Origin of the sequence: Chitinophaga sp. YIM B06452 (genome assembly GCF_039655965.1) — a bacterium.
Classification (GTDB): domain Bacteria; phylum Bacteroidota; class Bacteroidia; order Chitinophagales; family Chitinophagaceae; genus Chitinophaga.
The window spans coordinates 1,406,452-1,425,225 of sequence record NZ_JAWLKY010000002.1 but is presented as its reverse complement, the minus strand read 5'-3'; the positions used below and the strand labels follow the sequence as shown (position 1 = coordinate 1,425,225).

At 53.7% G+C, this 18,774-nt stretch carries 16 protein-coding genes; 10 read left to right on the top strand and 6 right to left on the bottom strand.

From position 1 onward, the window contains the following. Positions 1–70: 70 nt before the first annotated feature. Positions 71–1,387 carry an AarF/UbiB family protein gene (locus R3I13_RS15700; protein WP_346318898.1) on the bottom strand — a complete coding sequence of 439 codons (1,317 nt, stop codon included), beginning with the start codon at positions 1,385–1,387 and terminating at the stop codon, positions 71–73. 19 nt (positions 1,388–1,406) lie between these two features. Beyond that, on the bottom strand, positions 1,407–2,033 hold the full coding sequence (locus R3I13_RS15695) for a TetR family transcriptional regulator C-terminal domain-containing protein (protein ID WP_346318897.1): 627 nt from the start codon (positions 2,031–2,033) through the stop codon (positions 1,407–1,409). Between the two features lie 207 nt (positions 2,034–2,240). Between R3I13_RS15695 and R3I13_RS15690 the strand changes: the two genes are divergently transcribed. After that, complete coding sequence (locus R3I13_RS15690) at positions 2,241–2,636, top strand: VOC family protein (protein WP_346318896.1); 396 nt, start codon at positions 2,241–2,243, stop codon at positions 2,634–2,636. Further along, positions 2,620–2,877 carry a hypothetical protein gene (locus tag R3I13_RS15685; protein WP_346318895.1) on the top strand — a complete coding sequence of 86 codons (258 nt, stop codon included), beginning with the start codon at positions 2,620–2,622 and terminating at the stop codon, positions 2,875–2,877. Before R3I13_RS15690 ends, R3I13_RS15685 begins: the two co-directional genes overlap by 17 nt. On the opposite strand, the gene R3I13_RS15680 is transcribed toward R3I13_RS15685, so the two are convergent. From R3I13_RS15680 to R3I13_RS15665, 4 genes are all read right to left on the bottom strand, one after another. Further along, positions 2,874–4,193: an MFS transporter gene (locus tag R3I13_RS15680; RefSeq protein ID WP_346319153.1), complete on the bottom strand. Its 1,320-nt coding sequence runs from the start codon at positions 4,191–4,193 to the stop codon at positions 2,874–2,876. The two genes, R3I13_RS15685 and R3I13_RS15680, sit on opposite strands and share 4 nt — an antisense overlap. Beyond that, positions 4,190–4,435, bottom strand: coding sequence for a hypothetical protein (locus tag R3I13_RS15675; protein ID WP_346318894.1), 246 nt, complete (start codon positions 4,433–4,435; stop codon positions 4,190–4,192). The genes R3I13_RS15680 and R3I13_RS15675 overlap by 4 nt, the downstream gene beginning before the upstream one ends. Before the next feature lie 41 nt (positions 4,436–4,476). After that, a complete protein-coding gene (locus R3I13_RS15670; protein WP_346318893.1) occupies positions 4,477–5,037 on the bottom strand; it encodes a helix-turn-helix domain-containing protein in 561 nt (186 codons plus the stop codon). 650 nt (positions 5,038–5,687) lie between these two features. Beyond that, on the bottom strand, positions 5,688–6,056 hold the full coding sequence (locus R3I13_RS15665; protein ID WP_346318892.1) for a hypothetical protein: 369 nt from the start codon (positions 6,054–6,056) through the stop codon (positions 5,688–5,690). 132 nt (positions 6,057–6,188) lie between these two features. On the opposite strand from R3I13_RS15665, the gene R3I13_RS15660 reads away from it, so the two are divergent. The 8 genes from R3I13_RS15660 to R3I13_RS15625 all read left to right on the top strand — a co-directional run bounded on the left by R3I13_RS15660 (position 6,189) and on the right by R3I13_RS15625 (position 18,743). Then, on the top strand, positions 6,189–7,352 hold the full coding sequence (locus tag R3I13_RS15660) for a PepSY-associated TM helix domain-containing protein (RefSeq protein WP_346318891.1): 1,164 nt from the start codon (positions 6,189–6,191) through the stop codon (positions 7,350–7,352). Positions 7,353–7,410: 58 nt separating this feature from the next. Continuing rightward, positions 7,411–7,905 carry a cupin domain-containing protein gene (locus tag R3I13_RS15655; RefSeq protein ID WP_346318890.1) on the top strand — a complete coding sequence of 165 codons (495 nt, stop codon included), beginning with the start codon at positions 7,411–7,413 and terminating at the stop codon, positions 7,903–7,905. A 48-nt stretch (positions 7,906–7,953) separates the two neighbouring features. Then, positions 7,954–8,646: a GntR family transcriptional regulator gene (locus R3I13_RS15650; RefSeq protein WP_346318889.1), complete on the top strand. Its 693-nt coding sequence runs from the start codon at positions 7,954–7,956 to the stop codon at positions 8,644–8,646. Between the two features lie 584 nt (positions 8,647–9,230). Further along, positions 9,231–12,596: a SusC/RagA family TonB-linked outer membrane protein gene (locus R3I13_RS15645; protein ID WP_346318888.1), complete on the top strand. Its 3,366-nt coding sequence runs from the start codon at positions 9,231–9,233 to the stop codon at positions 12,594–12,596. Between the two features lie 17 nt (positions 12,597–12,613). Continuing rightward, positions 12,614–14,101 carry a RagB/SusD family nutrient uptake outer membrane protein gene (locus R3I13_RS15640; protein ID WP_346318887.1) on the top strand — a complete coding sequence of 496 codons (1,488 nt, stop codon included), beginning with the start codon at positions 12,614–12,616 and terminating at the stop codon, positions 14,099–14,101. Between the two features lie 2 nt (positions 14,102–14,103). Further along, positions 14,104–15,033 (top strand): dihydrodipicolinate synthase family protein, encoded by a 930-nt coding sequence (locus R3I13_RS15635; protein ID WP_346318886.1) that lies wholly within the window; start codon positions 14,104–14,106, stop codon positions 15,031–15,033. A gap of 18 nt (positions 15,034–15,051) precedes the next feature. Further along, positions 15,052–17,610 (top strand): sodium/solute symporter, encoded by a 2,559-nt coding sequence (locus R3I13_RS15630; protein WP_346318885.1) that lies wholly within the window; start codon positions 15,052–15,054, stop codon positions 17,608–17,610. Then, positions 17,607–18,743 (top strand): sialidase family protein, encoded by a 1,137-nt coding sequence (locus tag R3I13_RS15625; protein ID WP_346318884.1) that lies wholly within the window; start codon positions 17,607–17,609, stop codon positions 18,741–18,743. Before R3I13_RS15630 ends, R3I13_RS15625 begins: the two co-directional genes overlap by 4 nt. Positions 18,744–18,774 lie beyond the last annotated feature (31 nt).

Genomic DNA, 18,774 nt, shown 5'->3' with positions numbered 1-18,774 from the left:
GACGAAGATAACCATTAAATATGATCATTTTACCGGCCCGGGGACTCCTTTAATATATTGATAACCAGCACTAAGCCATCAATTCCTGTATCCGCTGCCGGCTCGTAACAACATCTGCCTTCAGCTCGCTGAGCATGGAATATAGGCCGAAATACGTACGGTTGATATACAGGCTGTGCCTGCTGCCCCTGGCTACTTTCGATTCGCGCACTTCTTTCAGGTTGTAAACGTAGTCCATGTAAGCGTATATCTCGTTGAAATATGCTTCGTTCCCGAAATCGAAACGCTCAACTGTAAAGGGATAGGTAGTGAGGCCGATCATTTTCTGGAACAGCGCGGAGAAAAAGACGATCTCTTTTTCGGTATCGCTCGGGTGGATCATTTCCAGGTTGGTATAGATCTCTCTCCGGCGCGCGTCATCTTTCAGCACTTCCTGGTCGGTGAGCAGAAAATAATTCACGTAAAAATCTTCCGGTATTTCTTTCACGCAACCGAAATCAAAGATGCCCACGGTACCGTCCCCGCGCAGCAGGAAATTGCCGGGATGCGGGTCTGCATGCACTTTGCGCAGCTTATGCACCTGGAACTGGTAGAAGTCCCACAATGCCTGCCCGATCTTATTCCGGATCTCCTGGCTGGGATTGGTTTCCAGGAATTCTTTCAGGTGTTTTCCATGCAGCCAGTCCATCGTAATGATGCGGTCAGACGACATATCGGGGTAATACGTGGGGAACACGAGGTTCGGGATGTGCGCGCATTGCTGCGACAGCTCCTGCGACCTGCTCAGTTCCAGCTTGTAATCCGTTTCTTCCAGCAGCTTGGTTTCGATCTCGTCAAAATATTTATCCATGTCCACTTCGTTCATGCCTACAATGAGCACGGCGAAGGGTTTCACGATCCTCAGGTCAGACTTCACGCTGCTGGCTACACCGGGGTATTGTATTTTCACGGCCAGCTCTTTGCTGTCTTTCTCCGCTTTGTGCACCTGCCCGATGGATGCGGCGTTGCAGGCTTTCAGGTCGAATTTGTCGTAGAGCTGTGCGGGGGATTTACCGAGTGTTTTCACGAAGGTGTTCACCACCAGCGGTCCGGATAACGGGGGAGCGCTGTATTGGCTCATGGCGAAACGTTCGGTATATGCTTTGGGTAGCATGCCCCTGTCCATACTCAGCATCTGTGCTACTTTCAGGGCGCTGCCTTTGAGGTTGCTGAGTGTTTCGTAGATATCTTCCGCGTTCTCCTGGTGCAGGGCTTCCTTGGTAATGGAAGGGTCCATCAGCTTGCGCGTATAATGTTTGATGTAGTTGGTGCCCACTTTAAGCCCGGTAGTCACAAAACGCCCTGCTCTTTCCACTTTGCCGGTGGGGATGTTGGTCTGTTCCTTCATTTTTTTCCTCCAGTGTCCTTTACTTCCTTGTCAAAATAAACTTCCCGAAATCCAGCAGGCTGTCCAGCGTATTGGAATGCATCAGCTGGAAGCTCAGGTTCACGGCCTTTTCGATGGCGGCGTCCGTCATTTCGAAGTTGACGCTGCTGTCTTCGATCCAGTATTTCAGTACGAACAGCGCCTGCACCCAGAAACCATGCACGTATTTATCGGAAATGTATTTGCGTTCCTTGATCTCGGTGGTGGTATATCCTTCCTTGATCAGGTCTGCCGCGTATTCATAGAACGCTTTTTTGAAGGCATTCAGCTGGCCCAGCTGGCTGAGCGGCAGGCGCGAACGGTCTGCCTGCTGGAGAATGTAACTGCGGTCTTCCTTCAGCTTCTGCACCCACAGGAAATAAAAGGCGAGGAGCTTTTCCTGCGCGTTGTATTGCTGGTAGGTTTCGTCTGTTTTCAGCTGGCTCAGTGTGCGCTGGAACACTTCCAGCCAAATATCTTCCTCCACGGCTTCAAATGTGCTGTAATGTTCGTAAAAAGAAGATTCGGGAAGGTCGAGTATTTTACAAAGCGCATACACGGATACGGGCTTTTTGCCGTTCTCCAGCCAGTAGCGTTTGTAAGCTTCGCGGATAGTGCGTTTTTCCATATGAAAGATCGTTTTAACGATGAATATTCGGAGCGGGCCAGGGATACTGTTACAAATTTACGGACGCAATGGACACGGGCCGTTAAAAGAGAGAAAATACTTTTTTAAGATAAGTTGAAACGCCTTACAGGAAAGGGTTACGGCTGATATGTTAAATATTTCCCAACGGAATTATTGCGTATATTCGGCATGACAAAAATCATGTTTATGCCACAACATTTTAAAGGGCTGAGAACAGCCATTTACCGCGTTACCGATATCCGGAAAGGGAAGGAATGGTATGCGAAGGCTTTTGGTGTTGAACCTTATTTTGATGAGCCTTTTTACGTGGGGTTCGAAATAGGCGGGTATGAGCTGGGCGTGCAGCCGGTGGAAGGAGGGGCTGAACATCCCGGCCAGGGCGGGGTAGAAACCTTGTGGGGTGTAGAGGATATCGATGAAGTATACAACCACCTGCTGTCTCTCGGCGCAACGCCGCATCAGCCGCCAACGGGCGTGGGCGGGCCTTTGAAGGTGGCGGTGGTAAAAGACCCCTGGGACAACCTGCTTGGATTGATATATAATCCTTTATTCAACCCGGAAGTGCATGAAAAAAGGAGCTGACCTAAAAGAAGCCGACCAGCGAGAGGAAAGAGCCCGTCATTGCGAGGAGCAGCAGGGGATGCTATGCATCAGGAAGCGCGACGAAGCAATCTCCAAACATTGCGTATATCAATCCAATGCAGGAGATTGCTTCGTCGCCCCACCCGCTTTGGCGCCGCTGCTCCTCGCAATGACGGGCTATCCCGGCTTCATTGAGTGGGCCACACTTTGGCGCTGTTCGTCGCGCAATGGTGCCACTTAATGCGCTGCCGCTACGTTCTCCGGCGGCCTTACACCGGTGTTCGTTTTCTCCGAGGTTATCTGCCGGTTCAGCAACGTGATCATGACGGTCGTGATAATGAGCGCGCCCACGATCACGAAACCCAATGTATCGTAATGTTCCAGGTAACCCGTGCTCGTCTTGTGGATGATCTGCCCGGCCAGTACCGCCGCAAGCCCGCCTGCCAGCTGCTGGATGGATGCGTTGATGCTCATGAAAGCGCCACGGTCCTGCAGCGCAGGCATGGAGGTCATGAGCGCCTGCACCGGTATCATCCTGCCAAATACCCCGATCATCATGATGGAGTTGATAATGATGGCCAGCCACAGCGGCGTGATGCCCCTGTGCGTAAATATCACTACCATCACGGTCGTGATCAGGCTGGCGATGTAGAATACGTTTACCCTGCCGAACTTATCGGTAAACCTGCCGATGAAAGGCGCGGAAACCAGGTTGGCCGCGCCTACCGCCATAAACAGGAAGGTGATCTGCCCGGGATGGATGCCCATGTTATGAATGGAGAATGCATTGCCGAAAGGCATCAGCATATAGCCGCCTGTGGCCATCAGCACCATGGTGCCGAAAGCAAGGGTGTACCGGCGGTTTCGCAGGGTATCCCACAGGTGCCTGAAGGCGTTTTTCTCTGTTTTTTTCGTGAGGTGCTCAGTAATGGGCCTCATATACACAGCGATCAGGATACCCATCATGGTGCCCAGCACGCCGATCATCCAGAAGGGCGCATGCCATTCGAAGCGGATAGCCAGTTCCCAGCCCACGGGGATGCCCACGATCTGGCTGAGGGCAAACGCCATCTGGATAAAACCCATCACGCGGCCTCGCGTTTCAGGCCTGAAAAGGTCCGCCACGATGGCCATGCCGATGGCGCTGATCACGCCGCCGAACAGGCCGGTCACAACGCGGGCGGCCAGCAGCATGATGTAATTGGGCGCCAGGGCGCAGAGATAAGTGCCGATGATGAAGCCGGTGTAAAACACGAGCAGCATCTTTTTGCGGTCGAACTTGTCCGCAAACCCCGCGGCCAGCACGCCGGAAATGCCCGCGCTGAAAGCGTAGCCGGACACAACAAGGCCGAATTGCGCGGCGGTGATGTCCCATTTCCGCATGAGTATTTCGCTCAGCGGGTTCAGCACCATGAAGTCGAGTATAACGGTGAATTGCAGTAATGCCAGGATGGCTATGACAAAGACCTGGTACCTGGTGAAGATCCTTTCTTTAGGAGCGTTGGTGGTGTCCATAAAATGTTTTCGTAGTGTGTGTTGAACAGTGGTTAAGCTCAGCCAGGCAGTTCCTCGCAGAAGAAACCTTCGCGGCTGATCAATTGAATGATCGTTTCAGGCGTTACCTGCATGGATTCAATGCGCAGTACCTTGTCGGTATCTTCGCGGTCCACATTCCATTTCAGCACGCCGGGCTCTTTTTCCAGCGCCGGGCCTATCTGCCGCAGGTCTTTCTTGAAACGGATGTTGGTGCGGAAAACCAGTACTTCGCGGCCGGTGGCGGTTAAATATGCTGTGTTCATGATCATAAGCATTTAGCCAGGTTAAATAATAATATGGTCTTTTACGGTTTGAGGGCTTTTAGTACAAGCTGAAGGGCCTGTTCCATGTCGTCGTTGGTAAAGGTATATTTCTTATGTCCGAAGGTCGTTGCCTGCGTATGAAATTTAATGAGCTGGTACAGCGGCGCAAAAGCTACGGCCCAGTACACTTCAAAAGGCAGCGGTATCAGTTCTTTCCTTGCTACGGAATTGTTGTAGAATTTGCCCATCACCTCCTTGAAGGTCATATGCATACGCTCCGCCACTTTATCGTAGAGGTGTGAGTAGCGCATTTTTTCAATGAACTCCACGTCCAGCGGGTTGTTCAGGAAATACCCGGCCCTGTTCTGCCACTGTTTCCGCAAGCCTTCCTCGAAGGTCATATCTGGACTGAACCCGTCCAGGCTTTCTTTGAGCATTTTGTCGGACACACGGAGGGTTACCTGTAAGATCAGGTCTTCCCTGTCCTTGAAATAAATGTAAATGGTAGCGGGAGACACGCCGGCCGCTTTGGCCAGCTTGTTCACCCCAAACCCGTCCAGCCCTTCCTGCACGATCATTTCCACGGCTTTACGGTGAAGCATGCATATCTTGTTTTCGTCTCTTGCCCGCATTGTAATGCAAATATAAGTGAGCGTTCGCTTACTTAAGAAAATTATTTTTCAGCTAGATAAAAAAACGGGGCAGTTCCCTCAGAAACTGCCCCGTTGCTTTGCGCCCATTGCTGTAAGTTTCCCCGGGAGGGCCGTTCTTAACAGGACGGGCCATGCCCTGTGCGGCCGCGGGAACGGTACTTCCGGGGTGGTGAAACAACCCTGCAAGGCTGTACGGCAGGCTGCCCGGTATGCGCGCAGGTTGAAGCTTCCGCCGGCGAAAGCTCCAGCCTGCGCCGGCATGGGCCGGGGCAACCTGTTCTCATCATGCCTCCAGCGGCGGCTTCCGCCGGCCATCCGGGAATGGCGGCTATCCCGCGCAGGCAATATCCATTGCAGTGAAGCAGGTATCCGCCGGGCAAAACGCAAACGTCAAAAGCATTCGGCGGGCGGGCCTGGTCCGCAACGTTCATTGCGCGGTGCGCTATGCACAGCTGTTCATTCCCTGCGGAAGCCGCATACGGGAACATGATGATCTCACCCGCGGCAGGTCAAAAAAATGATGCCGGTGATGTCTTGGAAACTGGTACGGACGCACGTTTTTTCCAACCGTCAGGTGAAAAGATGACAATAAATAATGATTACATAAAGAGAAGGGAAGCCTTACAGGGAGGATGGAAGATTGCGCTCACCCCGGTGTACCGGTATTGGCTGGGAAGCATGCCGGCAACAGGGCGGGAGGGAAGCAGCACGGGCTTAAGCAGTACGTCGGCGGTAACAGGAACATAATCCTGCACCTTCAGTTCCTGCGGTTTCGCCTGCATATGCTGGTTCCCCGAATAATCGTCGCCAAACGACGCAGCCAGGTGACGGATACACTCGCAATCCACCGCAAGATCGCCGCGGTTCACGATGTAGGCCGTAACCATACATTGCACGTACCCGCTGAGGCGGGCGGCAAACTGCATGCTGAGGGCTGCAAAAAGGCATATGGCGAGTAAAGGTCGCAAAGCATAGTAAATATAGTGAAAATATCGAAAGTGTGTATGGCTTTTTTCCGGATCGCGTATAATATTTTCCCGATCCGAGTTGCGGGGCCGGTCCTGCTTTCGGACTTTTGCAATGAAAGTTTTAAAGGTCAAATGAAGAAGATCATAGGGAAAGTGCATCTATGGCTCGGGCTAACGTCCGGGCTGGTGGTATTTATCATCAGTGTCACCGGCTGCCTGCTGGCTTTTGAATGGGAGATCCGGAGCCTTTTCAGCCGTGATTATTTCCACATTACCCCGCAGGCCAATGTGCAGCCGCTGCCCCCTACGGTACTTCGTGGGATCGCTGAAAAACAGTTTCCCGGCATATCCGCCAACGGCATCAACTACGGCGGGAACAGCTACAGCACCGTAGTGCAGTTCTACGGCGGAGACCCCGAATATTATTACCAGGTATTCCTCAACCCCTACACCGGCGAAGTGCTGAAGGTCTGGGATGCGAAGGAAGACTTTTTCCGCATCATCCTCGAAGGACATTTTTACCTCTGGCTGCCGCATCACATCGGCCAGCCTATTGTCGCATACGCCACGCTCATTTTCTTCCTCATGCTGGTAACAGGGCTGGTGCTCTGGTGGCCGAAGAACAAGGCCGCGCGCAAGCAGCGCTTTTCCATCAAATGGGATGCGAAGTGGCGCCGCCTCAATTACGACCTGCATAACGTACTGGGCTTTTACGCGATGATTGTGGCGCTGGTGCTGGTCATCACCGGGCTGGTATGGGGTTTTGAATGGTGGAGCAATTCGCTTTATTATGCCACTACCGGCAAGTCGCTGAATGACGCGGTATACCCCGTGTCTGACACTACCGCGAAGCAACGGCCTTATACGCTGCAACAGGCCACAGACCTGGCCTGGCGGCAGGTGCGCCGGAAGGCCCCGGCAGGAGCAGGAACCTCGGTCTATTTCAGCGCAGGTACCCAGGGTACTATCAGCGTGGCCGTCAACCACCGCCCCGGTACTTATTATAAAACAGACAATTACCAGTTTGACCAATATACCCTGCAACCCCTGGAGGCCAAAGGCCCGTACGCCGGCAAATACGAGGATAAAGGCGCGGGCGACAAGTTCCGCCGCATGAACTACGATGTGCATACCGGCGCCGTATGGGGCCTGGCGGGAAAGATCCTGATGTTCTGCGCCAGCCTGATATGCGCCAGCCTGCCCGTTACCGGCGTGTATATCTGGTGGGGGCGGAGGAAAAAGAAACCCGTGGCCCAGAAGAAAAAGCTGGCGCAGCAGGTGGTGGCGGCTTCCTGATCCTCTTCTCTTTTTCCCGCTTAAAAGAATTCCCAAAAAAACGCTGTATGTTTAGTGCATGAAAAGAACAGCAGCTTACTGGCGGGATACACTGCAACTGACCAAACACGTGGAAGGAGGTTCTTTCCGTGAAACCTACCGCTCGGCCGCAACAGTGGAGCCTGCTGGTTTTTCAGGTCCCAGGAACGCATCCACCGGCATTTATTTCCTGTTGGAAGACGGTGATTTCTCCGCTTTTCACCGCATAGGTTCCGATGAAATGTGGCATTTTTACGATGGCATTACCCTGCATATTTATGAGATCACGTCCGAAGGACTGCTGAAAGTGCACCGCCTGGGCCGTAATTACCACCAGGGCGAACAATTGCAGCTGGTCATCCCGGCAGGCAGCTGGTTTGCTTCCTGCGTGGAGGAAACAGGCGGCTTCGCGCTGGTAGGATGCACCGTGGCGCCGGGTTTTGACTTTGTGGACTTTGAGCTGGCGGGCAGGGCCGAACTGTCTGAACTATATCCCCAGCATGCGGGGCTGATCGCTTTGCTGACAAGATCGTGATGAGTGAATCATTAATTTGTTCTACATTTATACAAAATACCGAACCCAATGGCAAAAACTGATCTAATAAAGGATCTGGGCCCTATCTCGCAACGCACTATGGCCGATGTAGTGGAAAAGGAGCTGCGGGAATACCTCAAAAAGAAATTGTTTAAACCCGGAGATGCGCTTCCATCGGAGCTGGAACTGGCCGATGCGCTGGGCGTGAGCCGCAACGTTGTCCGTGAAGCCCTCAGCCGCCTGCGTATGCTGGGCATGATAGAAACAAAGAAGCGCCGCGGCATGATCCTCTCTACGCCTGATATATTAGGATCTTTCGAACGCGTGCTGGACCCGCTGATCATAGACGACGGCACACTCCAGGATATATTTGAGCTGCGTCTTACCCTCGAAATGGGATTGGCTGATATACTCTACCTCCGCAAAAAGAAAAAGGACATCGCGGAGCTGGAAGCTATCGCCAAGAGCCAGGACCCTGGCGGGAAAGGACAGGCATTCCGTATCAACAACGAGATCGCTTTCCATGGCAAAATATACCAGATGACGGGCAATGAGACCCTCATGCGTTTCCAGAACATGCTGCTGCCCATATTCGGGTATGTGATCAGCCTTGAAAAAGTACCGCAGATCGGCAAGGTGTCGCACGTGGACCTGGTGAATATCCTCAAAGACGGCACCAAAGAGGAATTCAGGCAGGGGATGCACGAGCACCTGAAGCCGCATTTCAACAGGTTGAAATAATTTACAGGAGAGCGTTTCCTGGCGGGTATTGCCCGCCGGGAGAATCTTTCTTCATTGGTTCAGTGCTTTTTGTTTTGTTTAAACCTTCCTCCAACGCGCTCTATCCACTTGGCTTTGTCAATCCCGTTCAAATCTTCTCAGCTATCTTACTTGCGATCCGCTTTCCGAGACCTCTGCTGAACCTCTTTTCCCGTCGGCAAACCCGTCATTGCGAGGAGCAGCAAGGGATTCAGTGCAGCAGAGAACGCGACGAAGCAATCTCCTCGATGTATTGGAGTATATCAAATTCTATGAAAGAGGTTGCTTCGTCGCCCCACCCCGCATTGGCTTTGCCGCTCCTCGCAATGACGACTTTTTCACTCCCGCTTTAACCCTGCTACTCTGTGCAATGACGGACTTTTTCATGCCCGTATAAACAAGCGGATAAATCTTCCCATATTAAATCTTCCCGCCTCCAAAAAAATTCTTTGAAGATTGAAATTATTTCCCCTATTTTTGATTTATGTAGGACATATATACAAGTCAACTTAGCAATCAATTTTAGTAGCAATCCAATTCCATTACTGTCTAAACAGTGATTCGTTATGAACCTGATCCAATCTATATCTAAATCCAAGCTATGGAGGCTCGCACTCATTGTCTCCATCATCCTGCTTCCACACTTTGCAGGCGCGCAATCTGCCACCGTTAAAGGAAAAGTGACGGACTCCACCGGCAGGGCCATCGAATTTGCCAGCATCCAGATCAAAGGCACCACCAAAGGCGCCTTCACGGCTGCAGACGGCAGCTTCAGCATTGAAGCGCCCGCCAATGCCGTGCTGGTCGTTTCCAGCATGGGGTTCGTTTCCAAAGAAATTACCCTCAACGGGCAAACCGCCGTGAATGTTCAGCTGGGCTCCGCCAACCGCACGCTGGAAGACGTGGTGGTAGTAGGTTACATGCAGCAGTCGCGCACCAAAACGTCTGCTTCCATCTCGAAACTGAACGCGGCGGAACTGAGGAACACCTCCAATCCCAACCCCGTGCAGGCCATGCAGGGTAAGATCGCGGGCGTGTCCCTCCCCATTTCTTCAGGCCAGCCGGGCGCCGGCGCCGCCAACATCATTATCCGCGGCGGCACCAAGCTGAACGTGTACGGCTCCGGTCAGGGCAATTCCGGCGGCACCGTGTCGAGCGTAGACCGTGGCAGCAATGTATTGTTCGTGATCGACGGCGTATTCCGCAATTCCATGAACGACGTAAACCCGGACAACATCGAATCTGTACAGGTGATGAAAGACGCGGCTTCCACCGCCATCTACGGCGCCCGCGGCGCTAACGGCGTAGTGGTGATCAAAACAAAATCAGGAAAATTGGGTTCGAAAATGAACCTCTCCATCAATCACCGTGTTACCTGGGAAACCAAAGCGCGCGATTATAAGTATCTCAACGCCACCGACTATCTCCGTCTCGCCCGTACTACCGTTAAAAATACGGATGACCGCCTGGTGAAAGAGAACCTGCTGAACAACGGCGGTTTCTCCGCGGGTACCCGTGTATATACGGCCCCGGGCCAGTATGGCAAAAATGTCAACCTTACTGCCCTGTACGATAATATCGTGGCCGTTGAAGGACAGGCGTATGTAGATAATCTCCTCGCCAACGGATGGATGACAATGGACGATCCGATCAATCCCGGCACCAAACTGCTTTATGCGGACAACAATTACCAGGACCTGATCTGGAACACCGGTCTTACCAACAATACCAATGTTGCCGTGAACGGTGGTACCGAAAAGGCAAACTATAATGTATCCCTGGGGTATACAGACCAGGCAGGCATTTTCATTGGCACGAAATATAAACGGTACGACGTGCTGGGCAACTTTGGTTTCCAGGCTACGGACAATTTTAAGATAGACGCGTCCGTCAACTACCAGAACGTACTGCCCAACTATGTGGAAAGCTTCACCAACGAGCTCACCCGTGGTACACGCCTCACGCCGCTGATCCGCATCATGAAGGACGACGGCAATCCCGCGCTGGGCGAGCTGTGGTCAGCCCGCAACCGCCTGCATACCATTAAGTACGACGACGTGCGTTCTAACACGGAACGCCTCGTGTCCCGTCTCGCGGGCGACTGGACGATCACCAAAGGTCTTCATTACAGGCCTTCCATCTCTTACCTGCTGCAGGACTACCGTTATATGTTCATGCGCAGTAAAACACCTTCAGACGAGATACAACCTTCCACACAGCGCCAGAAAAATGAAAAGACCGACAACTACCGCCAGCTGATGATAGACCAGGTGCTTCAATATGACTTCTCGCTTCAGAACCGTCATAATTTCACGGTCCTCGGTGGTTTTAACTTTACCAAGGAGAACAACAGCAAGGTCAACATCGGGTCGCAGCGCGCGGCCAACGATTACATTTATACGATCGAAGAACCGCCGATGACCTCTATAGACGGGATACCCGTTACCAATGTAACAGACTTCGGCACGGAGCTGATCGAGGAACGTTCCGCGAGCTTCTTCGGGCAGGTGAACTATGATTATGATTCGAAATATATCGTGGGCGCCACCCTGCGTTACGATGGTTTTTCCAACTTTGCGCCGGGCAATAAATACGCTTACTTCCCCTCTGTGTCTGCGGCATGGAACATCCACCGCGAAAAATTCTGGCATGTAAAACCCGTAAGTTCCCTGAAGCTACGTGCCAGCTGGGGCGTGGCGGGAGATAACAGTCTTCTTATCACGGATACTTACGGCGGATATTCGGGAGTAAATTATGCACTGGGTTCCGGCATCGTGCGCAGCAATATGAGCAACCCGGACCTGAAATGGGAAAGCACCAGGTCTATGGACGTTGCCATAGAAGCGGGTTTCTTTGAGAACCGCATCAACCTTACGGTGGATTGGTACAACAAGCTCACCAGGGACAGGCTGTCTGCCTTGCCGCTGCCTTCGGAAGCTCCTTTCCCGACCGTTATATACAACAACGGTACGCTACAGAACAGTGGCTGGGAGGTGGAGATCGGGGGAACGGTACTCAGGAAAGGCGATTTCACCTGGACCACCAACTTCTCCTTCGCGTATAATAAACAACTGATAAAAGACCTGCCGGACAACGGCCGCGAAAAGAACCGCCAGAACGGCGCGCCCGTGTGGGACCCTGCACAAGGCAGGGAAGTGGAAGTAGGCGGTTATGCTGAAGGTGAAAGACCCTTCGGGCTGTGGGCCTACAAAGTGGAAGGCGTATTCGCCACCAATGAAGAAGCGGAAAAATGGAACCAGACGCATAAAGACATGATGTCTTCCCCCGAAGGCCAGAAGGTGGGCAAACGCGCAGGCGATTTCATCTTCTCGGATCTGAACGAAGATGGCCTGATAGACGCCAGGGACCTCGTATTTATGGGATACCGCACGCCGGACAAGATCGGCGGCTGGCAGAACAGCTTCAGCTACAAAGGCATTTCTCTCAGGATTTCTATGGACTACGCCATGGGCCATATGATCAGCAATGGCGCGCTGGCGCGCTCGTTGGGCCAGGGCCGCGCATACAACGAAGGCGCTCCCGAGCAGGCGCTGGGGCCGGACATCTGGCAGAAATCAGGCGACGTGGGTAAGAAATATGCACGCTTCTCCTTTGCGGACTATGACCTCGGTCAGCGTAACTACCTCCGCAATACTTCACTGGGCGTGAACAACAGTTATTCCTCCGACGTATCCGCCATGATCGAGAAAGGCGATTTCCTGGCCCTCCGCGAGATCACCCTCAGCTACGACCTGCCCGCCGTATGGATGCGCAGGATCGGCTCCAGCGGCATGAACGTGTTTGCCAGCGTATTTAACGTGGGATATCTCACGAAATACACGGGCATTAATCCTGAGAACTACACCGGCTTTGACGCCATCGGCTACCCGAGGCCCAGGCAGTTCTCACTCGGCGCAACACTCCGGTTCTAATCGAAAAAAACATTGTTATGAAGAAAATATTCTTATATATACTCGGCATACTGATCTTCTCCAGCTGCGATTCGCTGCTGGACGTGAAACCGCAGTCCTCCATCACTGAAGCAGTCTATTGGCAGGATGAAAGTGATTTTGAGCCTTACCTGACCGGTATCTATCCTTTCATGCGCCATTTTGCCAACAACGTAACATACGGTACGGAAAGAAGCGAAGAACTGGTTTCCGCGATAACCTCCCGCTTTACCGCGGCATGGTCGCAGAACATCTCGCCCAACTCCGCCGCGCTGAACTACGCAGACTGGTACAGGGCTATCGGCCACTGCAACCTGCTGCTGGAAAAGATCGAAGGTTTCCAGTTCGCGTCCAATCCTGACCTGAAAAAAAGGATACTGGCTGAAACCTATAGCCTGCGTGCTTATTTTTATTTTCACCTCACCCGTATCATTGGAGACACGCCGCTGATGCTGGAAGCGGTGACAGATGTTGAAGTTCCGCTGGTTCCCCGCTCACCTGCTGCCGATGTGATCCGCCAGATCACGGCAGACCTGGATGCGGCCATTGCGCAGTTCAAATCCATCGGCGGCTTTACGCCCGCAATGATCCCGTCTAAATACCGTTTCTCCTACGCTGCCTCACAGGCGCTGAAAGCTGATGTGAAGCTCTGGAGCGCTAAAGTGCTCGGCGGTGGCAATGCGGACCTGAACGCGGCGATCGAAGCCATCAACGAAGTGGAAAAATCCGGTGCAACGCTGGCTGCGGATTTTAAAACCGCCGCTAATTCCCGCGCCGCTTCCAACCCGGAAGTGCTGCTGGCGGCCTTTTTCCTGAGAGATGAATCCACTGCGGCGGCAGGGGGTGTACCTGCGACGCAGCATATCAGTGTGAATGCCTTCCCGGATAAAAGATCCGTGGATGGCGCGGACAACATGGACAGCATCCCTTATGTGGCAACTTCCGCCAACGGGCTGAGCGCATACCAGATCAGCCCCGTTTCCCGCGCATTGTTCACCAACCCGGCTGATAAACGCAAGCCCTACACCTGGGTGACCGAAAGGCGCGGCGGCCAGCTTAAAATATCCTGGATCACCAAGTTCACCGGCACCGTTTACACGGATAGCCGTGTGGCAGACAACGATATACCGATGTACCGCCTGGCGGATATCTTTTTGATGAAAGCCGAAGCGTACGCAGCGCTCAACCAAACTACGAATGCAATTGAGTATCTTGAAAAGGTAAGACTGCGTGCCGGCACCGGCGTCTACACCGGGGCTACCGACAAACAGAGCGTGGAAAAAGAGATACTCGATGAGCGCGGGCGCGAACTGTTTTTCGAAAACAAACGCTGGTACGATCTCGTGCGGTTCCACAAAGGCGGCACCATTGACATATACGCTTATGTGCCCAATCTCATTGGCAAAACCACGCCTTTATACTGGCCGCTGAGCACGACCGTACTGGCCAACAACAGTCTTATTAAACAAACCGAAGGATACAAATAACTATGGAAAAAGTAACAGGACTTATTGCCGCAGCTTTCACCCCTTTTCATGAAAACGGCACTATCAATCATTCGCTCATTCCCGCACTGACAGACAAGCTGGTTGCAGACGGCCTGCGGGGCATTTTCGTTTGCGGTTCCAACGGCGAAGGGCCGAACATGACCACTGCGGAACGGATGGAAGTGGCAGAAGCATTTGTAAAAGCTGCGGGCAAAAGGCTCCTGGTGTTTGTACACGTGGGCCACAGCAGCATTGCCGAAGCGCGCGCCCTGGCTGCGCATGCGCAGTCCATCGGTGCAGACGCGATTTCCGCCGTGGCTGCATTCTATTTCAAACCCACTTCCGTGCAAAACCTGGCGGACAGCATGGCTGAAATAGCCTCCGCCGCACCGGAGCTGCCTTTTTATTACTACCACATTCCGCACCTCACCGGCGTGGGTATGGACATGATCGAGTTCCTGCGCATTGCAGCGCCGGCCATTCCTAACCTGGCGGGCATCAAGTACACGGCCACTTCCCTGCAGGAATACCAGTCCTGCCTCGAATATGAGAACGGCAAGTTCGACATCCTCTACGGGCTGGACGAAATGCTGCTGCCCGCAATGGCAGTGGGCGCAAAAGGCGCTATCGGCAGCACCTACACTTTCGCGGCGCCTTTGTATCTTAAGACCATGGAGCTTTTCAGGAACGGCCGCATAGAAGAAGCGCGGGCTTCACACGCCTATATGGTGGAAGTGATCCGTTACCTGGTGAAATACCCGCCCATCCCCGGGCAGAAGGCCATTATGCAGATGCTCGGCTGGAATTTGGGCCCGTGCAGGCTTCCGCTGACCGCCTTCAGCCAGGAAGCATATGCAAAATTCCACGCAGAACTGGACCGTTTGTCTTTCTTCGACAAAGCGCCCGCGCGGAAAGTAGTTCAAACACCTTAATAACCCGGCATGCGAATATTGAACAGATGGTTAGTGAGCATAGCCTGTTTGCTGACTTTGAATGCATACTCCCAACAAACGCCCGAGGCTTTCTTTTCCTGGAAAGAAGGGGCGCAGTTGCCAGATAAGGACGGCCTGGCCGGCAGTTACGCCGGTGTAAGCAATGGCGCGCTCATTATCGCGGGCGGCGCAAACTTCCCCGGTAATGCACGTCCCTGGTCAGGCGGCGTTAAAACCTGGCACGATTCCATTTGGGTGCTGGAGCAGCCTGGCGGCGAATGGAAAGCCGCGGGAACATTGCCGCGCCCCATGGGCTACGGCGTTTCCCTCACTGCAAACAATGCGCTGATCTGCCTCGGCGGCGGCGACGCGCAGGCGAATTACAAAGATGCGTTCATGCTGCGGTATGCGGACGGGAAAGTGACCCGCGAAGCGTTGCCGGACCTGCCCGCGCCCGTGATCAACGCATGCGGCGCCGTGCTGGACGGAGTGATCTATCTCGCGGGAGGTGTGAACACGATCAACGGTTCAACGGAGCAGCAGTTCTGGAGCCTGCACCTGAATGCCGCAAGCCCGCAATGGAAGGCGCTTCCGGCGCTGCCCGGCGCATCGCGCATGCTGGCCATGGCGGGCGCCCTGAACGGGAAATTCTACATCTTCGGCGGCGTGCATCAACCCGCAGGCGCAGCCAGGCAGTATCTCAAAGACTGTTGGGAATACACGCCCTCTACCGGCTGGAAAAAGATAGCAGACCTGCCGCACCCGCTGGCAGCCGCGCCCACACCGGCTTTCACCGCAGGGCAAAGCCACCTCCTGCTCTTCGGCGGCGACGATGGCGCCAATGCCGCTAAAGTGAATGAGCTGCAGGACGGCCATCCCGGCTTCAGCCAGGAAGTGCTGGCCTATAACACGATCACAGACACATGGTCCGTAACCGGCGCCATGCCCGTGGATAAAAAAGCGGACGCTTCTGAAAATCCGCATGCCAGTGTATACGCTCCCGTTACCACCCCGCTGGTAGTATGGAACGGCAACATCGTGCTGCCGGGCGGTGAAGCAAGGCCTGCCGTGCGCAGCCGTCATGTGCTGATAGCCGCGCCACAACAGCCTGGCGGCCGCTTCGGCGGGCTGGACTGGATGGTGATCGCTCTGTATTTCGCAGTAGTGATCGGCATCAGCGTGTACGTGTCCCGGAAAATGGGAGATACCACGGGAGACTTCTTCCTGGGCGGGCAGAAAATTCCCTGGTGGGCCGCCGGTTTGAGCATTTTCGGTTCCAAACTGAGCGCGCTCACGTTTATCGCTATTCCCGCCAAAGCATATGCCACCAACTGGGTATACATCCTCAACAACCTGATGATCATCGCCGTGGTGCCCATCGTTACCGGTTTCTACCTGCCTTATTTCCGCAAGCTGAAACTCACCAGCGTGTACGAATACCTGCAGGTAAGGTTCGACGCGAAAGTGAAACTGCTCGGGAGCCTCACCTTCGTGATATTCCAGCTGAGCCGTCTGGGCGTGGTGATTTACCTGCCCGCGCTGGTGCTGAGCACGGTAACGGGCACGAACATATTTGCCTGCATAGTGCTCACTACGCTGGTAACCACGCTCTACAGCGTATTTGGCGGCATCGAGGCCGTGGTATGGACGGAAGTGATGCAGGTGTTCGTGCTGCTGGGCGGCGCCCTCGTGAGCTTCTTTTTTATGGCAGCCAATACAGACGGCGGCCTGGGCGGACTGTTCAGCGAAGCCTCGCAGGCAGGGAAGTTCAAGATCGCGGATCTCGGCTGGAGCATGTCTCAGCCCGTGCTGTGGGTGATCGTCGTCGGGGCTTTCCTTACTAACCTGGTCACCTATACCTCAGACCAGGTGGTGGTGCAGCGTTACCTCACTACGCCCACCGAAAAGGAAGCCCGCCGCTCCATCTGGACGAATGCGCTGATGGTGATACCCGCCACGTTCATATTCTTCGGCGTAGGTACCGCACTGTGGTTCTTCTACCGGCATCACGCGGCAGACCTGAACCCGCATGGGAGGGTAGACGATGTGTTCCCCTGGTTCATTTCGCAGCAGCTGCCCGCAGGCCTTTCCGGCCTGGTGATCGCGGGGCTTTTCGCCGCCACGATGTCTACCATCAGCTCCAGCATGAACGCCATTGCCACCGTGCTCACCACTGATTTTTATAAAGGATTCAAAAAAGACGCAACAGACAAACAAAGCCTGCGCTTCGCCAAGATCGTGACCATGTTGCTGGGCGCTACCGGCTGCGGCATTGCCATGTACCTGGTGTATTTGCAGAACGTGTCTATCTGGGACCAGTACCTCAAGATCATCGGGTTGTTTGGCGGTTGCCTGGCAGGGATGTTCGCTGCAGGTATCTTTTTTCCGAAGATCAACAGCAGGGGCATTTTCATCGGTTTCATCCTCAGCAGCATCGGCCTTTATTTCGTGCAAAGCACCGAAGCCATCAGCTTCTTCCTGTACCCCGTGTTCGCCGTGATCGGCTGCGTGGTAATGGGATATATTTTCAGCCTTATTTTCCCGGAAACAAAAGATAAAACGCAAGTCGCATCATGAAAAAGATCTTCAGCACAGTGATAGTCCTCATCGCCTGCCTGCCTGTATGGGCGCAGGTGACCGTATACCAGTCAGGAACAGAAGGATACAGATCATTCCGCATCCCCGGCATCGTGAAGCTGCCGGATGGCACACTGCTGGCCTTTGCGGAAGGAAGGGTAGGCGATGCCAACGATTTCGGGGATATAGACATTGTGCTGAAGAAAAGTACCGATAAAGGAAAAACGTGGAGCGCCCTGCAGGTGGTAGCGGACAATAAAAACATGCAGGCCGGCAACCCCGCGCCCGTAGTAGATCTTACCGATCCCGCCTACCCGCAGGGCCGCGTTTTCCTTTTTTACAATACCGGCAATAACCATGAAAGTGAAGTGAGAAAAGGAAAAGGCCTCCGCGAAGCATGGTACGTTGCTTCCGGCGACGGCGGCAAAACCTGGGACGCACCCGTGAACATCACCGCCATGGTGCACCGCCCGAAACAGGCGCCGTATAATTTCCAGGAAGACTGGCGTTGCTTTTTCAACACGCCAGGCCATGCCATGCAGTTCACCACCGGCAAATACAAAGGCCGCATCTACGTAGCTACCAACCACTCTGCCGGCGACCCGCAGCCCCGCTTCATGGAATACAGGGCCGGCGGCTATTATTCAGACGATCATGGCAAAACCTTTAAGATCAGCGAAGACGTGAGTTTCCCCGGCGGCAACGAAGCCATCGCCGCGGAACTGGGCAACGACAAACTGATGCTCAACATCCGCAACCAGCAGAAAAATGTAAAAGCCCGTATCATCGCCATCAGCAGCGACGGCCGCAGCTGGGATACCGCGTATTTCGACCACCAGCTGCCCGACCCCGTATGCCAGGGAAGCCTGATCACGCTGGGTTTCAAAAAAGGCAAAGCCATCCTCGCTTTTTCCAACGCCGCCGACACGCTGAACCGCGACAACCTTACCCTGCGCATCAGTAAGGACGAAGGCAAGACCTGGACGCAAAACTTCCGGATAGACAGCATCGGCGCAAAGAACAACTCCGCTTATTCAGATATCATTGCCATCGGCAAACGGGAGATCGGCATCCTGTACGAGAAAGAAAATTACAACCGCATTATTTTTACCACCCGCAAATACAGGAAGTAAGAAAAATTCCGGAATTTATTGCCTGATAACC